This is a genomic window from Deltaproteobacteria bacterium (assembly GCA_016875395.1).
GTDB lineage: Bacteria > Myxococcota_A > UBA9160 > UBA9160 > UBA6930 > VGRF01.
Genome location: VGRF01000027.1, coordinates 35,598 through 54,140, shown reverse-complemented (window position 1 = coordinate 54,140; position 18,543 = coordinate 35,598). Strand labels below are relative to the sequence as shown.

Annotated in this window: 11 protein-coding genes and 1 tRNA gene; 10 read left to right on the top strand and 2 right to left on the bottom strand. The window is 71.9% G+C overall.

Going from position 1 to position 18,543, the window contains the following annotated elements; all coding sequences use genetic code 11:
• The first annotated feature begins 119 nt into the window (after window positions 1-119).
• The 5 genes from FJ091_17710 (at window position 120) to FJ091_17690 (ending at window position 8,684) form a co-directional block, all read left to right on the top strand.
• Window positions 120-2,072, top strand: a complete 1,953-nt coding sequence (locus FJ091_17710; GenBank protein MBM4385191.1) for an alkaline phosphatase family protein — start codon at window positions 120-122, stop codon at window positions 2,070-2,072.
• Window positions 2,069-5,728, top strand: coding sequence for a hydantoinase B/oxoprolinase family protein (locus FJ091_17705; protein MBM4385190.1), 3,660 nt, complete (start codon window positions 2,069-2,071; stop codon window positions 5,726-5,728). The genes FJ091_17710 and FJ091_17705 overlap by 4 nt, the downstream gene beginning before the upstream one ends.
• A gap of 31 nt (window positions 5,729-5,759) precedes the next feature.
• A complete protein-coding gene (locus FJ091_17700; GenBank protein MBM4385189.1) occupies window positions 5,760-6,467 on the top strand; it encodes a TetR/AcrR family transcriptional regulator in 708 nt (235 codons plus the stop codon).
• Complete coding sequence (locus FJ091_17695) at window positions 6,464-8,431, top strand: pyrroloquinoline quinone-dependent dehydrogenase (protein MBM4385188.1); 1,968 nt, start codon at window positions 6,464-6,466, stop codon at window positions 8,429-8,431. The genes FJ091_17700 and FJ091_17695 overlap by 4 nt, the downstream gene beginning before the upstream one ends.
• 177 nt (window positions 8,432-8,608) lie before the next feature.
• Window positions 8,609-8,684, top strand: a tRNA-Lys gene (locus FJ091_17690).
• Between the two features lie 21 nt (window positions 8,685-8,705).
• Here FJ091_17690 and FJ091_17685 read toward each other — a convergent pair.
• Window positions 8,706-10,943 carry an acyl-CoA dehydrogenase gene (locus tag FJ091_17685; protein MBM4385187.1) on the bottom strand — a complete coding sequence of 746 codons (2,238 nt, stop codon included), beginning with the start codon at window positions 10,941-10,943 and terminating at the stop codon, window positions 8,706-8,708.
• Between the two features lie 95 nt (window positions 10,944-11,038).
• Between FJ091_17685 and FJ091_17680 the strand changes: the two genes are divergently transcribed.
• The 3 genes from FJ091_17680 to FJ091_17670 all read left to right on the top strand — a co-directional run bounded on the left by FJ091_17680 (window position 11,039) and on the right by FJ091_17670 (window position 13,661).
• Window positions 11,039-12,028, top strand: a complete 990-nt coding sequence (locus FJ091_17680) for an LLM class flavin-dependent oxidoreductase (GenBank protein ID MBM4385186.1) — start codon at window positions 11,039-11,041, stop codon at window positions 12,026-12,028.
• On the top strand, window positions 12,028-12,363 hold the full coding sequence (locus FJ091_17675; GenBank protein ID MBM4385185.1) for a hypothetical protein: 336 nt from the start codon (window positions 12,028-12,030) through the stop codon (window positions 12,361-12,363). The genes FJ091_17680 and FJ091_17675 overlap by 1 nt, the downstream gene beginning before the upstream one ends.
• 74 nt (window positions 12,364-12,437) lie before the next feature.
• Window positions 12,438-13,661 carry a CoA transferase gene (locus FJ091_17670; GenBank protein MBM4385184.1) on the top strand — a complete coding sequence of 408 codons (1,224 nt, stop codon included), beginning with the start codon at window positions 12,438-12,440 and terminating at the stop codon, window positions 13,659-13,661.
• Between the two features lie 54 nt (window positions 13,662-13,715).
• Here the strand turns inward: FJ091_17670 and FJ091_17665 are convergent, their stop codons facing one another.
• Entirely contained in the window at window positions 13,716-14,360 is a 645-nt protein-coding gene (locus FJ091_17665) for a nitroreductase family protein (protein MBM4385183.1), read from the bottom strand.
• A 69-nt stretch (window positions 14,361-14,429) separates the two neighbouring features.
• On the opposite strand from FJ091_17665, the gene FJ091_17660 reads away from it, so the two are divergent.
• Entirely contained in the window at window positions 14,430-15,287 is an 858-nt protein-coding gene (locus tag FJ091_17660; GenBank protein ID MBM4385182.1) for a VOC family protein, read from the top strand.
• 46 nt (window positions 15,288-15,333) lie between these two features.
• Complete coding sequence (locus FJ091_17655; GenBank protein MBM4385181.1) at window positions 15,334-18,543, top strand: DUF1080 domain-containing protein; 3,210 nt, start codon at window positions 15,334-15,336, stop codon at window positions 18,541-18,543.

The following is an 18,543-nucleotide window of genomic DNA, read 5'->3' as shown; positions in this document are numbered from 1 at the left end:
GTCCAGTGAGGCTTCGGGGACGTTCCGCAAGCAAGTAAAGAAACCAGGCCCTTTTCTTTACTTTCTTGCGGAACGTCCCCCCTCCGGGGAGTCGCGGTGTGCGCGATACGCTGCGGCGCATGCGCATTCACGGACCGGAGCGGCTGGCGGGGCAGGGGCTCGATCCCGAGCAGGAGGAGTCGGGCAACCGCGCGATTCACGCGCTGCTCGCGGACCCGAAGATCGGCGCGCAGGTGGATCTCGTGCTCACGTGTCGCGCCGGAGAGAACGGCGCGCCGGGCGCGTACGAGATTTGGTCGGCGCGCGGGCTCGTGCGGTTCCAGCGCGTGATTCGCGACGGCGGCGCGCTCGGCTTCGAGGTGCTCGAAGTCGTTGGGGAGAACCCCGTCGCGAATCAGGACCCACTCGCGCTCGCGACGCTCGACGAGGAAAAGCGCGCTGCGGCAGCGAGTGGGTTCGATGCGGAGGACGCCGCGCGCCGCTTCATCGCACCGGCGCAGCAGAGCTACCCGTTCGCATACGAGCGCGTGGCCCAGCTGTTCGACTCGCCGAACGCGCCCGATCTCGCCGTCTCGCCGCGCGACTGGTGCCAGGGCACGCAGCCCGGCACGCACGGGGCGCTGCACGTGCGTCAGGCGCGCGCGCCGCTGTGGCTCTCGGGCAAAGGTGTTAGGCGCGGCGTGCACGCGCTCGCCGCGCGCGCGGTCGACATCGCGCCGACCTGCCTCGCCGCGCTCGGTTTTCCGCGCATCGACGGCTGCGACGCCACGGCGCGAACGGCGAGCGAGCGCGGCGTCGCGCCCGACGTGTATCTCGCGCGCCAAGACGGGCGCGTGCTGCGCGAGCTGCTCGACGCGGACGCCCCCGACAAACCGCGGCGCCTCTACGTCTTCCTGCTCGATGGCTTGCACCAGACCGAGCTGGAGGATCGCCTCGCCCGCGACCCCGAGGCCCTGCCGAATCTGCGGCGCCTACGCGAGCGCGCGGGCGTGCTGCGCGGCGGCTCGATCGTTAACTTCCCCTCGATCACGTGGCCCAGCCACACCGCGATCGGCAGCGGCGCCTGGTGCGGGCATCACGACGTGGTGAACCCGACTTATTACTTGCGCGCCTCGCGCGAGACGGTGTCGCCGCAAGGCAAGCAGGCGGGCACCGAAGGCTATGCAGCGGGCGCGATCGAGAGCTTGTACGAGGCGTTTCATCGCGTGCGCGGATCGCAGTGCATGACGGCCGCGATTTACGCGCCGTTCGGTCGCAGCGCGAAACACGCCGTGCTCGAGGGCCGCAACCTCTGCGACCGCGGGCGCGTGAAGGAGCTCACCGCGCAGCTCTCGGTCGACCAGCACCCGCGCTGGGCGCGTGAGTTCAAGGGCGTCGCCGACGAAGCGGTGGTCGACACGCGCGGCGTCGCGCAGGTGATCGAGCTGTTCACGCGCGAGGATCTGCCGCCGCCGGACTTCGTCTACCACGAGCTCGTGCTCACGGACGGCGCTGGCCACGACTACGGCCCACACGCCGACGGTCTACGCGACGCACTCGCCGAGAGCGACAAGCGCATCGGTCGCGTGCTCGCACTGCTGGATCAGCTCGGCCTGTTCGACGAGACGCTCTTCGTCGTCACCGCCGACCACGGCATGGCGCCGCAGGATGTCTCGCTGCGCGCGAATCCGAGCTGGCACGTGATCGACGCAGGCCTCTCCGGCGTCGTGGCGGAGCCGATGATCTGGCTGCGCGATCTCGCGGTCCGCGTGGAGCGCGCGCCCGATGGGCGCACCGCGCGCGTGCTCGTCGCCGACAACGACGCAGACGCGAGCGGCGAGCAGCCCGCGCTCGCGGGCGCCGAGGTGCTCGTGGAAGCGCACCGCGCGGGCGCGGCGCCGCGCGTGATCGCGCATGGCACGACCGACGCGGGAGGCATCTTCGGTTTTGCGACGCCGAGCGACGTCGACTCGACGCGGATCGCCGTGAGCGTGCGCGCGCCCGGCCTCAACCCGCGCCACTTGTTACTGGACGGCACGCGCCTCGCGCTCGATCTGCGGGACGTTCTGTACGGAGCGAAGGCGCGCGCGTGAACGGGGGCGCGCGAACGCGTGACGCACGTTCTCGCGCGCTCAGCGAGGCCACCGTTCGATCTTCGCTCGCCTCCGAAGACTCCGGCTCGCCGCGCGCTTCGCTTGCATGGCAGTTCTTCATCGACCGCGGTGGCACGTTCACGGACTGCATCGCGCTCGCTCCCGACGGCGCGCTTCACACGCGCAAAGTGCTCTCGCACGAGCGCGCGCCCGTGGAGGCCATTCACGCACTGCTGCGTGACGCCGGGGCGTGGCGCGCCGGCGACGCGCTGCCGCCGTGCGAGCTGCGGCTCGGCACGACGGTTGCCACCAACGCGCTGCTCGAGCGCCGCGGCGCGCACGTGCTGCTCGCGACGACGCGCGGGCTCGGCGATCTGCTCGCGATCGGCACGCAGGAGCGGCCCGAGCTGTTCGCGCTCTCGGTGGTGAAGCCGCCGCCCCTGCCCGCGCGCGTGATCGAGCTGCCAGGACGCATCGACTTTCGTGGCCGCGAGCTCGAAGGGCTCGACGAGGCGGAAGCGCGCGAAGCGTTTCGCGTCGCGCGCGCGGCTGGGCTCGAGTCGGTCGCGGTCGTCGGCCTGCACGCGAGCGTCGAGCCGAGCTGGGAGGAGCGCGTCGCCGCGCTCGCGCGCGAGGCGGGCTTTGCGCACGTCGTCGCCTCCAGCGAGATCGCGCGCGAGCAGGGAATGCTCGCGCGGGGTGAGACCGCTGCGGCGGACGCGTACCTGACTCCCCTGCTGCGTCGTCATCTCGCGTCGCTCGCGCAGGAGCTCCCCGGCGCACAGCTGCGCTTCATGCAGTCCTCCGGCGGACTCACCGACGCGGCGCGCTTTCGCGGACCCAATGCGCTGCTGTCAGGGCCGGCGGGCGGTGCGCTCGGCGCCGCGCGCGCCGCGCGCGAGGCGGGCTTCGCGAGCGCGATCGGCTTCGACATGGGCGGCACCTCGACCGACGTGTCGCTGATCGTGAACGGCGAGCCCGATCGCGCCTACGAGACGGTCGTCGCCGGGATGCGCGTGAAGGCGCCGATGCTGCGCGTACACACGATCGCGGCGGGCGGCGGCTCGCTGTGCCGCTTCGACGGCGTGCAGCTCACCGTTGGCCCGGAGAGCGCGGGCGCCGACCCGGGGCCGCTTTGTTATGGCCGCGCGAGTGCGCGCGAGCTCACGATCAGCGACGCGAACTTCTGGCTCGGGCGTCTCCCCGCGGAGCGCTTCCCGTTTCCGTTGCAGCGTGAGCCCGTCGAGCGCGCGTTGCTCTCGCTGCAACGCGAGCTCGCCGCCGCGGGCTTCTCGCGCACGCTCGACGAGATCGCTGCCGGCTTCGTCGAGATCGCGAACGCGAACATGGCGCAGGCGATCGCGCAGGTCTCGATCGCGCGAGGTGTCGACCCGCGCGAGCTCGCGCTCGTCGCGTTCGGCGGCGCCGCGGGTCAGCACGCCTGCGCCGTCGCGCGCCGGCTCGGGATGCGCACGCTCCTCGTGCATCCGCTCGCGGGCCTGCTGAGTGCGCACGGCATCGGCGCGGCGCCGCGCAGCTGGGACGGCCAGCGCGACGCGGGCCGCGTGCTGCTCGCCGGCGATGCCGCGCCCGCGAGCGTGCTCGCACTGCTGGACGCGCTCTCGCGCGAAGGCGAAGCGGCGCTCGCGGCCGAACGCGTGCAGCGCTCCAGCGCGGAGCGAATGCTCGACTTGCGCTACCGCGGTGCGGAGACCGCGCTGACGGTGCGCGCCGAGAGCGGCGAATCGTGGCGCGACGCGTTCGAGCGCGAGCACCGCGCGCGCTTTGGCTACGCGCGGGCGCGCGCGATCGAGATCACGACGGCCCGCGTGCGCGTGCTCGAGGTCGTCGCAGCAGGCGCCGCCTCCGGTACAACCGCGCACACGGAGCCGCGGACGGAGCTGAGCGAGTGCTGGTTCCCCGGCGCGGGCCGCGCGCGGGCGCTCGTGCGGGATCGCGCGTCACTCGCGGCAGGTGAGCGCGTCGAAGGCCCGGCACTGATCGTCGACGACGCGAGCACGCTCGTGCTCGATCCGGGCTTTCGCGCCGAGGCGCTCGCGAACGGCACGCTCGTGGTGCGCGATCTCGCGGGCGCAGCGCGCGCGCAGGGCGAGGCGCGCGATGCGAACGACCCCGTTCGCCTGGAAGTCGCAGGCTCACGCTTCATGTCGATCGCCGAGCAGATGGGCCTCGTGCTCCGCAACACCGCGGTGTCGGTGAACATCAAGGAGCGCCTCGACTACTCGTGCGCGGTGTTCGACGCGAGCGGCGGCCTCGTCGCGAACGCGCCGCACATCCCCGTGCATCTCGGCGCGATGGGCGCGACGGTGCGCGCCGTGCTCGCGCGCTTCCCCGCGCTGCGCGAAGGCGATGCGATCGCGACGAACGATCCGGCCGAGGGCGGCTCGCATCTACCCGACGTGACGGTCGTGACGCCTGTGTTCGTGGGCGGCGCGCTGCGCTTCTTCGTCGCGAGCCGCGGTCATCAGGCCGACATCGGCGGCATGTCGCCGGGTTCGATGCCGGCGGACTCGCGCACGCTCGAAGAAGAGGGCGTCGTGCTGCGCATGTTTCCCCTCGCCAGCGAGGGCGCCTTCGACGAAGCGGGCCTGCGCGCGCTGCTCACACGCGCGCGGTATCCCGCGCGAAGTCCCGACGACAACGTCGCCGACCTCGAAGCGATGGCGGCGGCGAATCGCGCCGGTGCGCGGCTTCTAGCGGAGTACGTGGCGGAGGAGGGCGCCGAGCTGCTCGCCGAGCTGATGCGCGCGCTGCAGGACGCCGCCGCACGCAAAGTCTCGCGCGAGCTCGCGAAGCTCGGCGACGGCGCGCGCGAGTTCGCCGACGTGCTCGACGACGGGACGCGCATCTGCGCGCGCCTCACGCTCGCAGCAGGGCGCGGCGTACTCGACTTTTCTGGCACGTCGCCCGCGGTCGCGGGCAACCTGAACGCGCCGCGCGCCGTGGCGGAGGCTGCGGCGATCTACGCGCTGGGCTGCCTCGTCGCCGAGCGCATCCCGCTGAACGGCGGCTGCCTCGCGCCGCTCGAGCTGCGGATTCCGCGCGGGTCGCTGCTCGATCCGCCGCGCGACGCCGCGGTCGTGGCGGGCAACGTCGAGACCTCGCAGCGCGTCGTCGACGTGATCCTCGGCGCGATGGGCGTCGCCGCCGCGAGCCAGGGCACGATGAACAACCTCGCGTTCGGCGATGCCTCGTTCGGCTACTACGAAACGCTCGGCGGCGGCTCGGGCGCGACGCCCGGCGCGCCGGGCGGCTCCGGTGTGCACGTGCACATGAGCAACACGCGCATCACCGACCCGGAGGTGCTCGAGTCGCGCACGCCGGTGCGCGTGCACGAGTTCTCGCTGCGCCGCGGCTCGGGCGGAGCCGGGCGCTGGCGCGGCGGCGAAGGCCTCGTGCGCGAGCTCGAGTTCACGGCGGCGGTGACGGCGTCGCTCATCACGGAGCGCCGTGTGATCGCACCGTGGGGCGCCGCAGGCGGCTCGCCCGGCGCGCGCGGCGCGAACTGGCTCGTGCGCAGAGACGGCACGCGAGAGCGGCTGCCCGGCCGGGCCACGCTGCAGCTCTCGCCCGGCGATCGGCTGCGGCTCGAGACCCCGGGCGGGGGAGGGTGGGGCGCCGGGATTTCGGATTGACTGACCGAGTCGGTCAGTTTAGGGTCGCTCCATGCCGCGACCGATTCCGACCGATCGCTTCGACGCTGCGATTCGCGCAGCGACCCGCGTGTTCTTGCGCCAGGGCTATCGCCGCACGCAGATGGCCGACATCGCGGACGAGCTCGGCGTCGCCAAGGGCACGCTCTACCTCTACTTCGAGAGCAAGGAGGCGCTGTTCGAGCAGGCGCTGCTTCACGCCGATCGCAGCGCCGCGATTCCGCTGCCGCGCGAGCTGCCGGTCCCGACGCCACGCGCAGGCGCGACGCTGCGCAAGGTGCGGGCTCGCCTCGCGCGCGAGGTGCAACTGCCCGCGCTCGCAGCCGCACTCGCGAAGAAGCGCGCGCGCGACACGCGGGTGGAGATCGACACCATCGTGCGCGAGCTGTTCCGCCTGCTCGCCGCGCACCGCATCGGGATCAAGCTGCTCGATCGCTGCTCGCCCGACTTCCCCGAGCTCGCCGCGCTCTACTCCACCGGCGGGCGCGGCGGCATCATGGCGCTGCTCGAGCGCTACATCCGTGCGCGCGTCGCCGCGAAGCAGCTCGCGCCGATCGCAGACCCCACGATCAGCGCGCGCATCACGCTCGAGATCGCCGCGCAGTGGGCGATCCACCGCCACTGGGACCCGATTCCGGATCCGCGCTTCGCCGACGAGGCGCTGATCGAGGACGGCGTCGCCCTGTTCGTCAGCCGCGCCCTGCATGGAGACCTGCCGTGAAGCACCGGCTGCTCGTCGCGACCCTAATCACCTTCGCGCTGCTCCGTGGCGATGCCGTCGCGGAGCCACCGCCTATAGCCGACTGGCCCTACACGGAGGGCGCGCCGGGCGGCGGGCGCTACTCGCCGCTCGCGGACATCACGCGCGACAACGTGGGCGAGCTGCGCGTGGCATGGAGCTACCGGCATGGCGACTTCTTCGAGGGCGCGTTTCCGCTGCGCGTGAATCGCGGCAGCGCGTTCGAGTCGACTCCGATCGTGGTCGACGGGCGGATGTTCTTCACGACGCCGCGCAACCGCGTGATCGCGCTCGATCCCGAGACCGGCCGCGAGCTGTGGACGTTCGATCCCGAGCTCGAGCGCGGGCGCGCCTACGCGAACATGTGGATCAACCGCGGCGTCGCCTACTGGCGCGACGCGCGCGCGAGCGGCGAGTGCGCAGCGCGCGTGTTCGTGGCGACGCTCGACGCGCGCTTGATCGCGCTCGACGCCGCGACCGGGAAGCCGTGCGCGGACTTCGGAAGGCGCGGCGAGGTCAACCTGCTCGACGGGGTTGCGCCCGTGTACGACGAGTGGGAGTACAACGTCACCTCGCCGGGCACGGTCGTTGGGGATCTCATTGTGGTCGGCAGCTCGATCGCCGACACGCTGCGGCCCGACGCGCCTCCGGGGCACGTGCGCGCGTTCGACACGCGCACCGGCGCCGTGCGCTGGACGTTCCACACCGTCCCGCGCGCGGGCGAGCCCGGCCGCGAGACCTGGGAGAACGGCACGCGCCTAACAGGTGCGGTGAACGTGTGGTCCACGATCACCGCCGACCTCGCGCGCGGCCTCGTGTTCCTGCCCGTGAGCACGCCGAGCCCCGACTTCTACGGCGGCGACCGCCTCGGCGACAACCTCTACAGCGACTCGGTGGTCGCGCTCGACGCCGCGACCGGTGCGCGCCGCTGGCACTTCCAGACCGTGCACCACGACCTCTGGGACTACGACCTCGCTGCGCCGCCCGTGCTGGTGACGATCGAGCGGGAGGGCAAGCGCATCGACGCCGTCGCGCAGGCCACGAAGCACGGGTTCGTGTTCGTGCTCGATCGCGAAACGGGTGCGCCGCTCTTTCCCGTGCACGAGCGCCCCGCGCCCGCGAGCGATCTCCCGGGTGAGCGCGCGTCGAAGACGCAGCCGATTCCGAGCGCGCCGCCGGCGCTCGTGCCGCAGTCGTTACGGTCGAGCGACGTGTACGCGCCCACGCCGGCGCACGCGAAGGCGTGCCGCGAGCGCCTCGCGGAGCTGCGCAACGACGGCCTCTTCACGCCCCCGAGTACGCGCGGCTCGATCCTCTACCCCTTCACCGCCGGCGGCGCGAACTGGTCGGGCGCGACGTGGGATCCCGTGCGCCAGCGCTTGTTCGTGCCCGTGAACAACCTCGTGCACGTGATTCGCCTCGACGAAGTGGCAGAGCGCGCGACGGGCGGAGGCGCCGACGTGAAGCCGCTGCGGGGCGTGACGCTGCGCAACGCGTGGTGGCTGCTGACCGGCCGCGGCGTCGGCGAGCGCTACCAGCTGAGCCAGATCAACGGCCGCACGCTGCTGCTGAACGACGGCGTGCCGTGCAACAAGCCCCCGTGGAGCGAAGTCGTCGCGGTCGACCTCGCGCGCGGCGACATCGCGTGGCGCGCGCCCACCGCCGTCGGCGCAGTCGACGCCGCGCGCGCGAGCTTCGGCCCCGCGCTCGCGACTGCGAGCGGCCTCGTCTTCCACGGCGGCACGAAGCAGCCGCTGCTGCGCGTGCACGACGCGGCCAGCGGCGAGCGCATCGCGACCTTCGACTTGCCCGCAGGCCTCCACGCCGGCCCAATCACGTACAAGCTGCGCGCGAACGCGAAGCAGTTCCTCGTCGTCGCACCTGGCGGCCACATCGGCGTCGACTCGCCGCTCGGCGACCACGTGATCGCGTACACGCTGCCGTGATCGACGGCGCGAGGTGCGGCGAAGCACACTGAGCTGCGCGCTGATCTGGCAGCGGGGGTGAGGTGCACGGGGCGGCGGGCGACGTAACGGCGCGGCGGCGTCGGTCCAGTGCGTCTCCGACGGCCGCGCGGCCCTTGCTCGCCCCGAGCGAGCCCCTTACTGTGCGTCGCCTTTTTCGGGCGCGTAGCTCAGCTGGTAGAGCAAGGGACTCTTAATCCCTAGGTCGAAGGTTCGATCCCTTCCGCGCTCACCAAGGATCCCCGCTCGTCGCCACTCACTTCAACAACGGATCCCGCGGCAGCCCCAAGATCCGCTCCGCGATCTGATTCCTCACGATCTCCGAGGTGCCGCCGGCGATCGAGCCGCCGCGCGAGGCGAGCAGCAGCATCGCGGCCATGCCGCCTTCGCCGTCGAACGCGGCGCCTTGCTCGCCGACGAGGCGCGTGCAGAGCGCGGCGACTTGTTGCGCGGTCTCCGAGCCCAATAGCTTCGTGATGTTGCCTTCGGCGCCGCGCTCGCCCCCGGCGACGGCGCGCGCTGCGGAGCGCAGGTTGAGCAGGCGCGCGACGGCTTGCGCGGCGATCAACGTGCCCACTTCGCGCTGCACGCCGGTGTCGTTCGGCGCGTGCTTCTGCCACAGCGAGAGCGGCGACGGGCCGCCGGGGCCGCTGCCGCGCACGCCGCCGCCGATCGAGACGCGCTCGTTGCCGAGCGTCGCGCGCGCCACGGTCCAGCCTTGGTTGACGGGGCCGACCACGTCGCTGTCCGGCACGAACACGTTGTCGAAGAACACCTCGTTGAAGTGGGAGTGGCCGGTGATCTGCTTCAGCGGGCGCACCGTCATCCCCGGCGCGTGCATGTCGATCACCATCATGGTGATGCCCTGATGCTTCGCCGCGTTGGTGTCGGTGCGCACGGTCGCGAAGCCGCGGTTGCAGAGATGTGCGCCGCTCGTCCAGACCTTTTGGCCCGTGACGCGCCAGCCGCCGTCCACTTTGACTGCGCGCGTCTGCACGCCCGCGGCGTCGGAGCCCGCATTCGGCTCGCTGAACAGCTGACAGAACTCGAGCTCGCCTTCGAGCGAGGGCCACACCCAGCGCGCGACTTGTTCCGCGTTCCCGTGCTGGAGGATTGTCAGGGTGTTCCAGCCGCTGATGCCGAGCTCGGGCCGCTGCGCCTCGCGCCCGCCCTTCGCGAACTCCTGGTCGATCACGAGCTGCTCGATCGCGCTGGAGTTGCGGCCGTAGGGTTTCGGCCAGTGCGGCACGAGGTAGCCGCTGCGCGCCACGGTCTTGCGCTTCTCCGCCTCCGGCAGCGCCTTGTACTTCGCCACGAACTCGCGCACCTCGGCGCGGAACACCTCGGCCTCTGGCGGCAGGTCGATCGAGTAGGCGCGCTTCACGCCCGCGGCGGCGAGTCGCGTCACGTCTGCTTGCGCTTGGTCGGGCTTGAAGATCGCGCTGAGCGCGCCGGAGCGGCGCACGTAGAGATGCGCGTCCTGCTCCCACGTGTACCCGATGCCGCCGTGCACCTGAATGTTGAGCTGGCACGCGCGCGCGAGCGCGGGCAGCGCGACGGCCGCGGCGACGGCGCTCGCCATCTCGGCCTGTGAGTTTTCGAGCTCCGCGCGCGCGGCGTCCCACGCGGCGGCCGTCGCGCACTCGGCGTCGACGCGGATGTTCGTGCAGTGGTGCTTCACCGCTTGGAACGTGCCGATGGTGCGCCCGAACTGGACGCGCACCTTCGCGTACTCCGCGGCCATCTCGCTGCATGCGTGCGCCGCGCCCGACGCCTCCGCCGCCGCGAGCGTGCGCCCGAGCCGCAGTGCGGTGGCGCGCGCGCCGCGCATCACGCGCGAGTCGTCCACCGCGACGCCCGAGCACACGACTTCCGCAACGCGCCGGCTCGGATCGAGCGAGAGGCGCGGACGAATCGCGACGCCTTCTTGGTCGCGATCCACCACGACGAGATCGTCGCCCACCGCCAGCACGAGCCACTTCGCGAGGCCCGCCCCCAACACCAGCCCCGCGTCGCCACGCAGCGCGTCGTCGAGCGCGGGCGCCTTCGCATCGCGCTCGAAGGGAGCGAGCGCGCCGCTCGCGCCCGTCGCCGCGTTCGCACCGCGCGCGAGCGCGCCATCGAGGCCGACGGCGCCGATCTCCTCGCCCGACGCGAGGCCGGGCAGCACCGCGCGCTTCAGCGCGTCGCTGCCGCACGCGTCAATCACGGCTGCGGCCCACACGGTCGGCAGGAACGGCCCGGGCGCGACGGCGTATCCCATCTCCTCGAGCACGACCGCGAGCTCTTGCAGGCCGAAGCCGCTGCCGCCGTAGCTCTCCGAGAGGTGGAGCCCGGTCCAGCCGAGCTCCGCGAGGGGCTTCCAGAACGGCGGCAGCGATTCCTGCTTCGCTTCCAGCTGCGCGCGATTCGCGGCGCGCGCGCCGTTGTCGGCGAGGAACGTGCGCGCGACGCGCGCGAGCTCGAGATGTTCTTCGGAGATGGCGATCGGCATGGGGGCTCCTTCGCGTGGTTCGAGAACGAGGCTCGAATCGATCGCGATACCGTACCTCGCAACGCGAGAGCCCCGCTCGGGGTGAGGAGAGAGCGATGCGCCTCGGTCTGTTGTTAGGAATGGGCAAGGATTGGCGGGCCTCGGTCGAGCAAGTCCGCATCGCCGAGGATCTCGGCTACGCGCACATCGCGAGTGGCGAGGCGTGGGGGCCGTCGATCCTGCCGTGGCTCACGCTGGTGGCAGCGAACACGTCGCGCGTGACGTTCGGCACCGCGATTCTCAACTGCTTCTCGCGCACGCCCGCCGTGATGGCCCAAGAGTTCTCGATGCTCGACCAGATCTCCGGCGGGCGCGCGATGCTCGGCCTCGGCAGCTCGGGGCAGTTCGTGATCGAGCACTTCAACGGCGTGAAGTTCGATCGTCCGCTCCAGCGCATGCGCGAGACGGTGGAGATTTTCAACAAGCTGATCGCGGGCGAGAAGCTCCACCACGCCGGCGAGATCTTTCAGCTGAAGCGCGGCTTCCAGCTCGACTACGCGCGGCCGCGCACCAAGATCCCCGTCGCGATCGCCGCGATCACACCGAAGTCGATCGAGCAGACCGGGGAAATCGCGGAAGGCGTGATCCCGATCCACTGGGCGAAGCCACGCTTCCCCGAGCTGCGCCAGCAGCTGAACGACGCGGCGAAGCGCGCCGGCCGCGAGGCGAGCTTCACGATCATGCCCTTCACGAACGTGACCGTGCTCGACGGCCACGAGGACGAGAAGAAGTGGCACGCCGCCCGCCAGCAGATCTCGTTCTACGTGAACCAGATGGGCGTGTTCTATTGGCAGATGCTCGTGCGCAGCGGCTACGAGGCCGAGGTGAGCGCGTCGCGCAAAGCGTTTGCGGAGAAGCGCTACGACGAGGCGATCGCCGCGATGTCGGACCGCATGGTGCGCGATCTGCAGGTGATCGGGCGCATCGACGAAGTGAAGGAGCAGCTGCGCGAGCGCGCCGCGCTCGGCGCCGACTTGCAGCTGATCTACGCGCCGCGCGCCGAGGGCCGCGAGTTCGCGCAGCAGCTCGAAGCGCTGGTGCGCTGATGGCCACCTACAAGTTCGTCGTGCTCACGAACGCGAAGCCGGGCGAGGACGCGGCGTATCACCGCTGGTACGACGGGGTGCACCTCGGCGACGTGCTGGGCGTGCCCGGCTTCGTCTCCGCGCAGCGCTTCGAGATCGCGAACGCCTCAGATTTTTCGGGCTACAAGTTCCTCGCGATCTACGACATCGAGTCGGACGACCCGCAGGCGACGCTCGCGGGGCTGATGAAGCGCGCGGGCACCGACGCGATGGTGATCTCGCCGGCGATGGATCCGAAGGCGTCTACCAGCCTGTGGCGCGCGATCACGCCCGTGGTGAAGCCGCGCGCGGAGTGACGCCGCGTCGCAGCGTGCGGGTGGCATAACAACTGCGGCGCGCGCCAGCGTCAGCCGGAAGCGAGGAGTTTCCGATGCTCGACGTGATGAAAGGCGTGCGCGTGCTCGAGGTCGCGCAGTTCTGGTTCGTGCCATCGGCGGGCGCGGTGCTGGCGGACTGGGGCGCGGACGTGCTCAAGGTCGAGCATCCCGTGCGCGGAGACGGGCAGCGCGGCCTCGCGTCGAGCGGCGTCTCCACGGACGTCGGCGGCGTCGACTTCCTCGTGCAGCAGCCGAATCGCGGCAAGCGCAGCGTCGGCATCGACATCGCGAGCGAGGCCGGGCGCGCGCTGCTCTACGAGCTCGCCGCGCAGTGCGACGTGTTCCTCACCAACTTCCTCCCTGAGGCGCGCCGCAAGCTGCGCATCGACGTCGACCACATCCGCGCCGTGAACCCGCGCGCGATCTACGTGCGCGGCCACGGGCAGGGCGATCTCGGGCCCGAGCGCGAGATGGGCGGCTACGACGCCACCGCGTTCTGGCATCGCGGCGGCATGGCGGCTGCGTTCACGACGCCAGAGATGAGCGAGCCGCTGTTTCAGCGCGCCGCTTTCGGCGACGGGATCGGTGGCATGACGATCGCGGGCGGCATCGCTGCGGCGCTCTTCCACCGCGAGCGAACGGGCGAGGCGAAGGTGGTCGACGTCTCGCTGCTCTCGACCGCGATGTGGGTGCTCTCGCCCGACATCGTCGCGAGCAAGCTGCTGCCGCCCGAGATGTCGCAGCTGCCGTGGGCGCCGCGCACCGCGCGCTTCAATCCCGTGGTCAACAACTACAAGACCAAGGACGGGCGCTGGCTGATCCTCGTGCACCTCCAGCCCGATCGTTACTGGCCGGATCTGTGCCGCCGCATCGGGCGTCCCGACATGGCGACGGACCCGCGCTTCAAGGACGCGAAGGTGCGCTTCGAGAATCGCGAGGCGTGCATCACGGAGCTCGACCGCACCTTCGCGCAGCGCACGCTCGCCGAGTGGCGCGTCGCGCTCGACGGCATGGAGGGCCCGTGGGCGCCGACGCAGACGGCGCGCGAGCTGCACGAGGACCGCCAGGCGATCGAGAACGGCTACACGCAGGAAGTGGAGGGCGGCAAGCGCGGGCGCTTCACGCTCGTGCGCAGCCCCGTGCAGTTCGACGGCCAGCGCGCCGCGCTCAAGCGCGGCCCCGAGATGGGCGAGCACACCGACGAAGTGCTGCGCGAGAAGCTCGGCCTCACGATCGAGCAGCTGCTCGAGCTGAAGGCGAGCGGGGCGATCTATTAGGGACGGCGCCCTAGCGCGGGCCGGTTCATCGACTGCGCGCTCGCTGCGCCGCGTCTAGGACTTCTGGTCCCCCCACTCATTCCAGTGCGTGATCGTCTCCGGCTTCGGGCGCTCGGCGCGCTTGAAGTCGGTGCCCTGCGTGTAGGCGACGGGCAAGAGGGCGACCTGCATCACGTTCTCGGGGATGCCGAGCAGCTCGGCCGCGGCCTTCTCTTGGAAGAGGTGCAGGGTTGTTAGGGCCGATCCGAGCCCGCGCGAGCGCAGCGCGAGCTGGAAGCTCCACACGGCGGGGTAGATCGAGCCGAAAAAGCCGGACCAGCCGACGCCGGGCGTGCCTTCGGGTGGGCGGCCCTGCACGCACGGGATCACGTGCACGGGCACTTCGGCGAGGTGGTCCATCAGGTAGAGCGCGCTGCCGAACACGCGCTTCGATTGGGCGTCGGTCGCGTTCTTCTCGGCCTGAACGAGGTAGGCCTCGGCCCCTTTGCGGTAGATGTCGGCGAGCGCGCGGCGCTTGGCGGCGTCTTCGACGACGACCCAGCGCCAGCCCTGGCTGTTCGAGCCGGTGGGGGCTTGCTGCGAGAGCGCGATGCAGTCGAGCACGACCTGGCGCGGCACCGGCTTCGCGAGATCGAGGCGTTTGCGCACGGCGCGCGTGGTGGCGAGCAGATCGTCGGTTTGGGCGAGGTCGAAGCGCATGAGTTCTCCTGGTGAGAGGCGAGCATGCCACGCGCGATACCGTCGCGCGCGGCCCGAAGGAGAAGCGCCGTGATCACCGCCATGCCGCGCATCGCGATTGCAGCGCGGGACTTCGCCGGCATCGTCGCCGCCTTTCGCGACGTGCTGGGCATGCCCGTCGTCGATCTCTCCGCCTACAGCGCGCCGAACCTCGGCGCGAAGCTCGCGATGTGCGTGCCGCCCGGTGGCTCGAACATCGAGCTGATGAGCCCGCACGATCCCGCGGCGCCGCTGAGCGAGAGCCTCACGCGCTTCCTCGCTCGGCGCGGCGACGGCCTGTTCGCGCTCATGCTCGAAGCGCCCGACCCGAACGCCGAGGCCGAGTTGTTACGGGCGCGCGGGCTGGGCGTGCTGCCGCTGATGGCCGGCGCCGGCGGGCGCGACGTGCACCCGCGCAGCACGCACGGCGTGCTGATCCGCGTCTACCCCACCGCCTCGTTCCAAGCGCAGCCCGAGCAGATCACGCGCAACGAAGCTCGTGCGCTCGGCCTCTCCGGCATCGCGCGCGTGGTGATCGCAGTGAGCGACGCGAAGCGCGCGCGCGACACCTACGAGCGCGCGCTCGGGCTCCGCGTGCTCGATGCCGGGATCGCTGCGGAGCGCGGCGTCGAGCGCGTGCTCGTGCGCGCGCCGAGCGGCGGCGTGATCGAGCTCGCGCAGCCGCTCGATGTGTCGCGCCCGTTCGCGGCTGCGCTCGCGCAGCGGCTCAGCACCTCGGGCGAGGGCATGGCTGCGCTCGTGCTCTGCGCGCGGGATCCGGAGGCCGTGGGTGCGGCGCTGCTCGCACGCGGGCTGATCGTCGACACGCGGCAGGCGGGCGCGATCGAGGTGGACGCGCGCAGCTTGTTCGGGACGCGCGTGATCGTGGAGCGCGCGGCGAGCGCGTAGCGCCACGGCTGGGCTGCGCACCCGAATCCGCGACAAACTCGCTCTCATGCTCCGCGCGCTCCGCATCCTCGCGATCGCCGTGGTCTCGCTCGCACTCGCGGTCGTCCTCGTCTTCCGCATCTGGCTCGCTCAGCAGCCGCCGCAGACGCGCAGTGCGGTCGAGGCCTTCACGCTGCGCGAGCTGTTCGTCGCGATTCGGGACACGGTGTCGCCGCCGCCGGCGCAGGACTTCGCGGCGTTCGGGCGGCGCGAGTACGCGGGCCGCGGGCACTCGCCGTGGGTGCTGCGCTCGAGCCTCGATGGGCGGCCGCGCATGCTGTCGCTCGCGCTCGCGCCGGGCGTGTGGCTCGCCTACAGCACCGAGACGGCGTCGATTCATCTGCTCTGGCGCGGCGAGATCGACTTCACGGGCCCCGCGTTCGACGAGCAGCACGGCGGTGAGCCATTGAGCCGCGGCTCGGCATGGCTTCGCGGCGAGGCCGCGACGGCATGGCGCGTACGCGGCGCCGGCGGCTGGGAGCCGGCGCGCGTGCGCTGGCGCGCTTACGGCGTGGACGACGCGGGGCGCGGGGCCGCCTGGCTGCGCTTCGAGGTCAGCGATGGCGCGGGCAACACTCGCGTGGTGACAGAGCGCCCCGAGCTGTTAGGCCGAGACGCCCGCGCGGGCTCGGCCGCCGCGCCGCTCAGATTGGAGCGTGTGTTCGAGGTCGCGGAGGGAGCAGGCGCCGAGGTGGCGCTCTCGCTCGGAGCCGGCGCGGAGTCCACGGAGATCGAAGCCGCACGGCTCGAGGGCGAGTTGTTACTGCTCGCGCCGGGGCGCTCGCGCATCGTGCAGTCGTTCGCCGGGCCTCGTGAGCCGATCGCGAGGGCGGCGCAGGTGCAAGAGGGCGCGTTCGCGCAGCACGACTGCCTCACGTGTCATCACGCGACTGATCGCATCAGCGGCCCGGCGTGGCGCGAGATCGCGGCACGAAACGCGGGTGCGAACCCCGAGGCGACGGCTGCGGCGCTCGCGCGCAGCATTCGCGAGGGCAGCGCCTCGCGCTGGGGTCCGGCAGCGATGCCCGCGCACCCCGCGCTCTCCGACGCGGAGGCTCGCGCGCTCGCGCTGCTCGTGCTGGAGACGGAGCACGACGCGCTGCTCGCCCCCGAGAGCGAGGCAGCGAGCGGCGCGATCACCTACGAGAGCGACACCGAGCCGCGCCTGACGACTCTGCATCCCGCGCTGCGGGCCACGCCGATCGCCGCGCCGGGATTCACGCCGCGCGTAGGCGGCCTCGCGTGGCTGCCGGACGGGCGGCTCGCAGTGGCGACCTGGGATCGCGACGGCGCTGTGTTCGCGATCGCGGGCTGGGACGGCGCGGGCGAGGGCGTGCGCGTCACGCGCATCGCGGAAGGCCTGCACGAGCCGCTCGGCCTCGCGTTCGCGGACGGCGCGCTGCACGTGATCCAGAAGCAAGAGATCACGCGCCTCGTCGACCACGACGGCGACGGCTGGGTCGACGAGTATCGCGCCCTCGCGAACGGCTGGAGCGCGACGTCGAACTTCCACGAGTTCGGCTTCGGGCTCCCGCAGGTCGGCGACTCGCTCTACGCCGCGCTCTCGGTGTGCGTGCTGAACGGCGGCAAGAGCTGCGCGGAGCAGGCGCCGGATCGCGGCGAGTTGCTGCGCGTCTCGCTTGCTACGGGCGCGAGCGAGGTCGTCGCGGTCGGCTTACGCACGCCGAACGGAGTCGCGGCGGGGCCCGACGGCGCGCTCTACGTCACCGACAACCAGGGCGACTGGCTGCCCGCGAGCAAGCTGGTTCGGATCGAGCCGGGCGCCGACTACGGCTGGCGCGCGCCCGGCGTCGCCGCCGCGGAGGGCGTCACGCCGCCGACGCTCTGGCTGCCGCAGAACGAGATCGGCAACTCGCCCACGCAGCCGCTCGTGCTGACGCGCGGTCCGTACGCGGGGCAGTTGTTATGGGGGGACGTCTACAACGGCGGGCTCAAGCGCGGTGCGCTCGAAGAGGTCGGCGGGCGCGCGCAGGGCGAGGCCTTCCACTTCTCCGGCGGCCTGCGCGGTCCGGTGAATCGCCTCCTCGCCGCGCCGGACGGCAGCCTCGTCGCGGGCGAGATCGGGAGCCGCGGCAATTGGGGTGAGCAGGACAAGGCGTGGCACGGGCTCGAGCTGCTGCGCTTTGCCGACGAGCCCGCGTTCGAGCCGCTGCGCGTTCACGCGCGTCGCGGCGGCTTCGATGTCGTGCTCACGCGCCCGCTCGCTGAAGGCAGCGCGCTCGAGCCGAGTCGCTTCCGCGTGCAGGATTGGCGCTACGTGCCGACTGCGAGCTACGGCGGCCCGAAGCACGACCCGCGCACGCTCACGCTGAGCGCGGTGCGCGCCTCCGCGGATCGGCGCACGCTCTCGCTCGACGTCGCGGGCCTCGAGGCGGGCCGCGTCGTCTACCTGCGCCTCGATCGCGGGCTGCGCAGCGAGCGCGGCGAGTCGCTGTGGGTGAACGAGGCGTGGTACACGCTCAACGCGCTGCCGAGCGATGGCGCTGATGCCGCAGCCAACCCAGACGCCCATAACAAGCTGAGCGCTGCCGAGCGCGCCGAGGGCTGGCAGCTGCTGTTCGACGGCCACTCGTTCGCGGGCTGGAAGATCTACGGCGAGAACGGCGACGCGATCTCGGGCTGGGTCGTGCGCGGGGGCGCGCTCGAGTTCACGCGCAACCTCTCGTTCGCCGGGCTGGTGTGGAATCACCTGAATCCGTGGGGCACGCCCGCGCTCGACCTGATGACGAAGCAGCGCTTCCGCAACTTCGAGCTGTCGATCGACTGGCGGACCGAGCCGGGCGGCAACAGCGGGATCTTCTACGCCGTGCCCGACGAGACCGACCGGCTCGCCTGGACGCGCGCGCTCGAGATGCAGGTGCTCGACGACGCGCGCCATGCCGACGGCCAGCTCGAGAAGCGGCGCGCGGGCGATCTCTACGACCTCGTCGCGAGCGAGCAGCGCGTCGTGCGCGCCGCCGGCGAGTGGAATACGGCGCGCATCGTCGTGCGCGGCGCGCACGTCGAGCACTGGCTCAACGGCGTGCGCGTGCTCGCGATCGAGCGCGATTCACCCGCGTGGCAGCGCGCGCTCGCCGCGAGCAAGTTCGCGGACACGCCCGGCTTCGGCGCCGCGCGCGAGGGCCACATCCTGCTGCAGGACCACGGCGACGCGGTGTGGTACCGGAACGTGAAGCTGCGCCGGCTCGCGGATTGA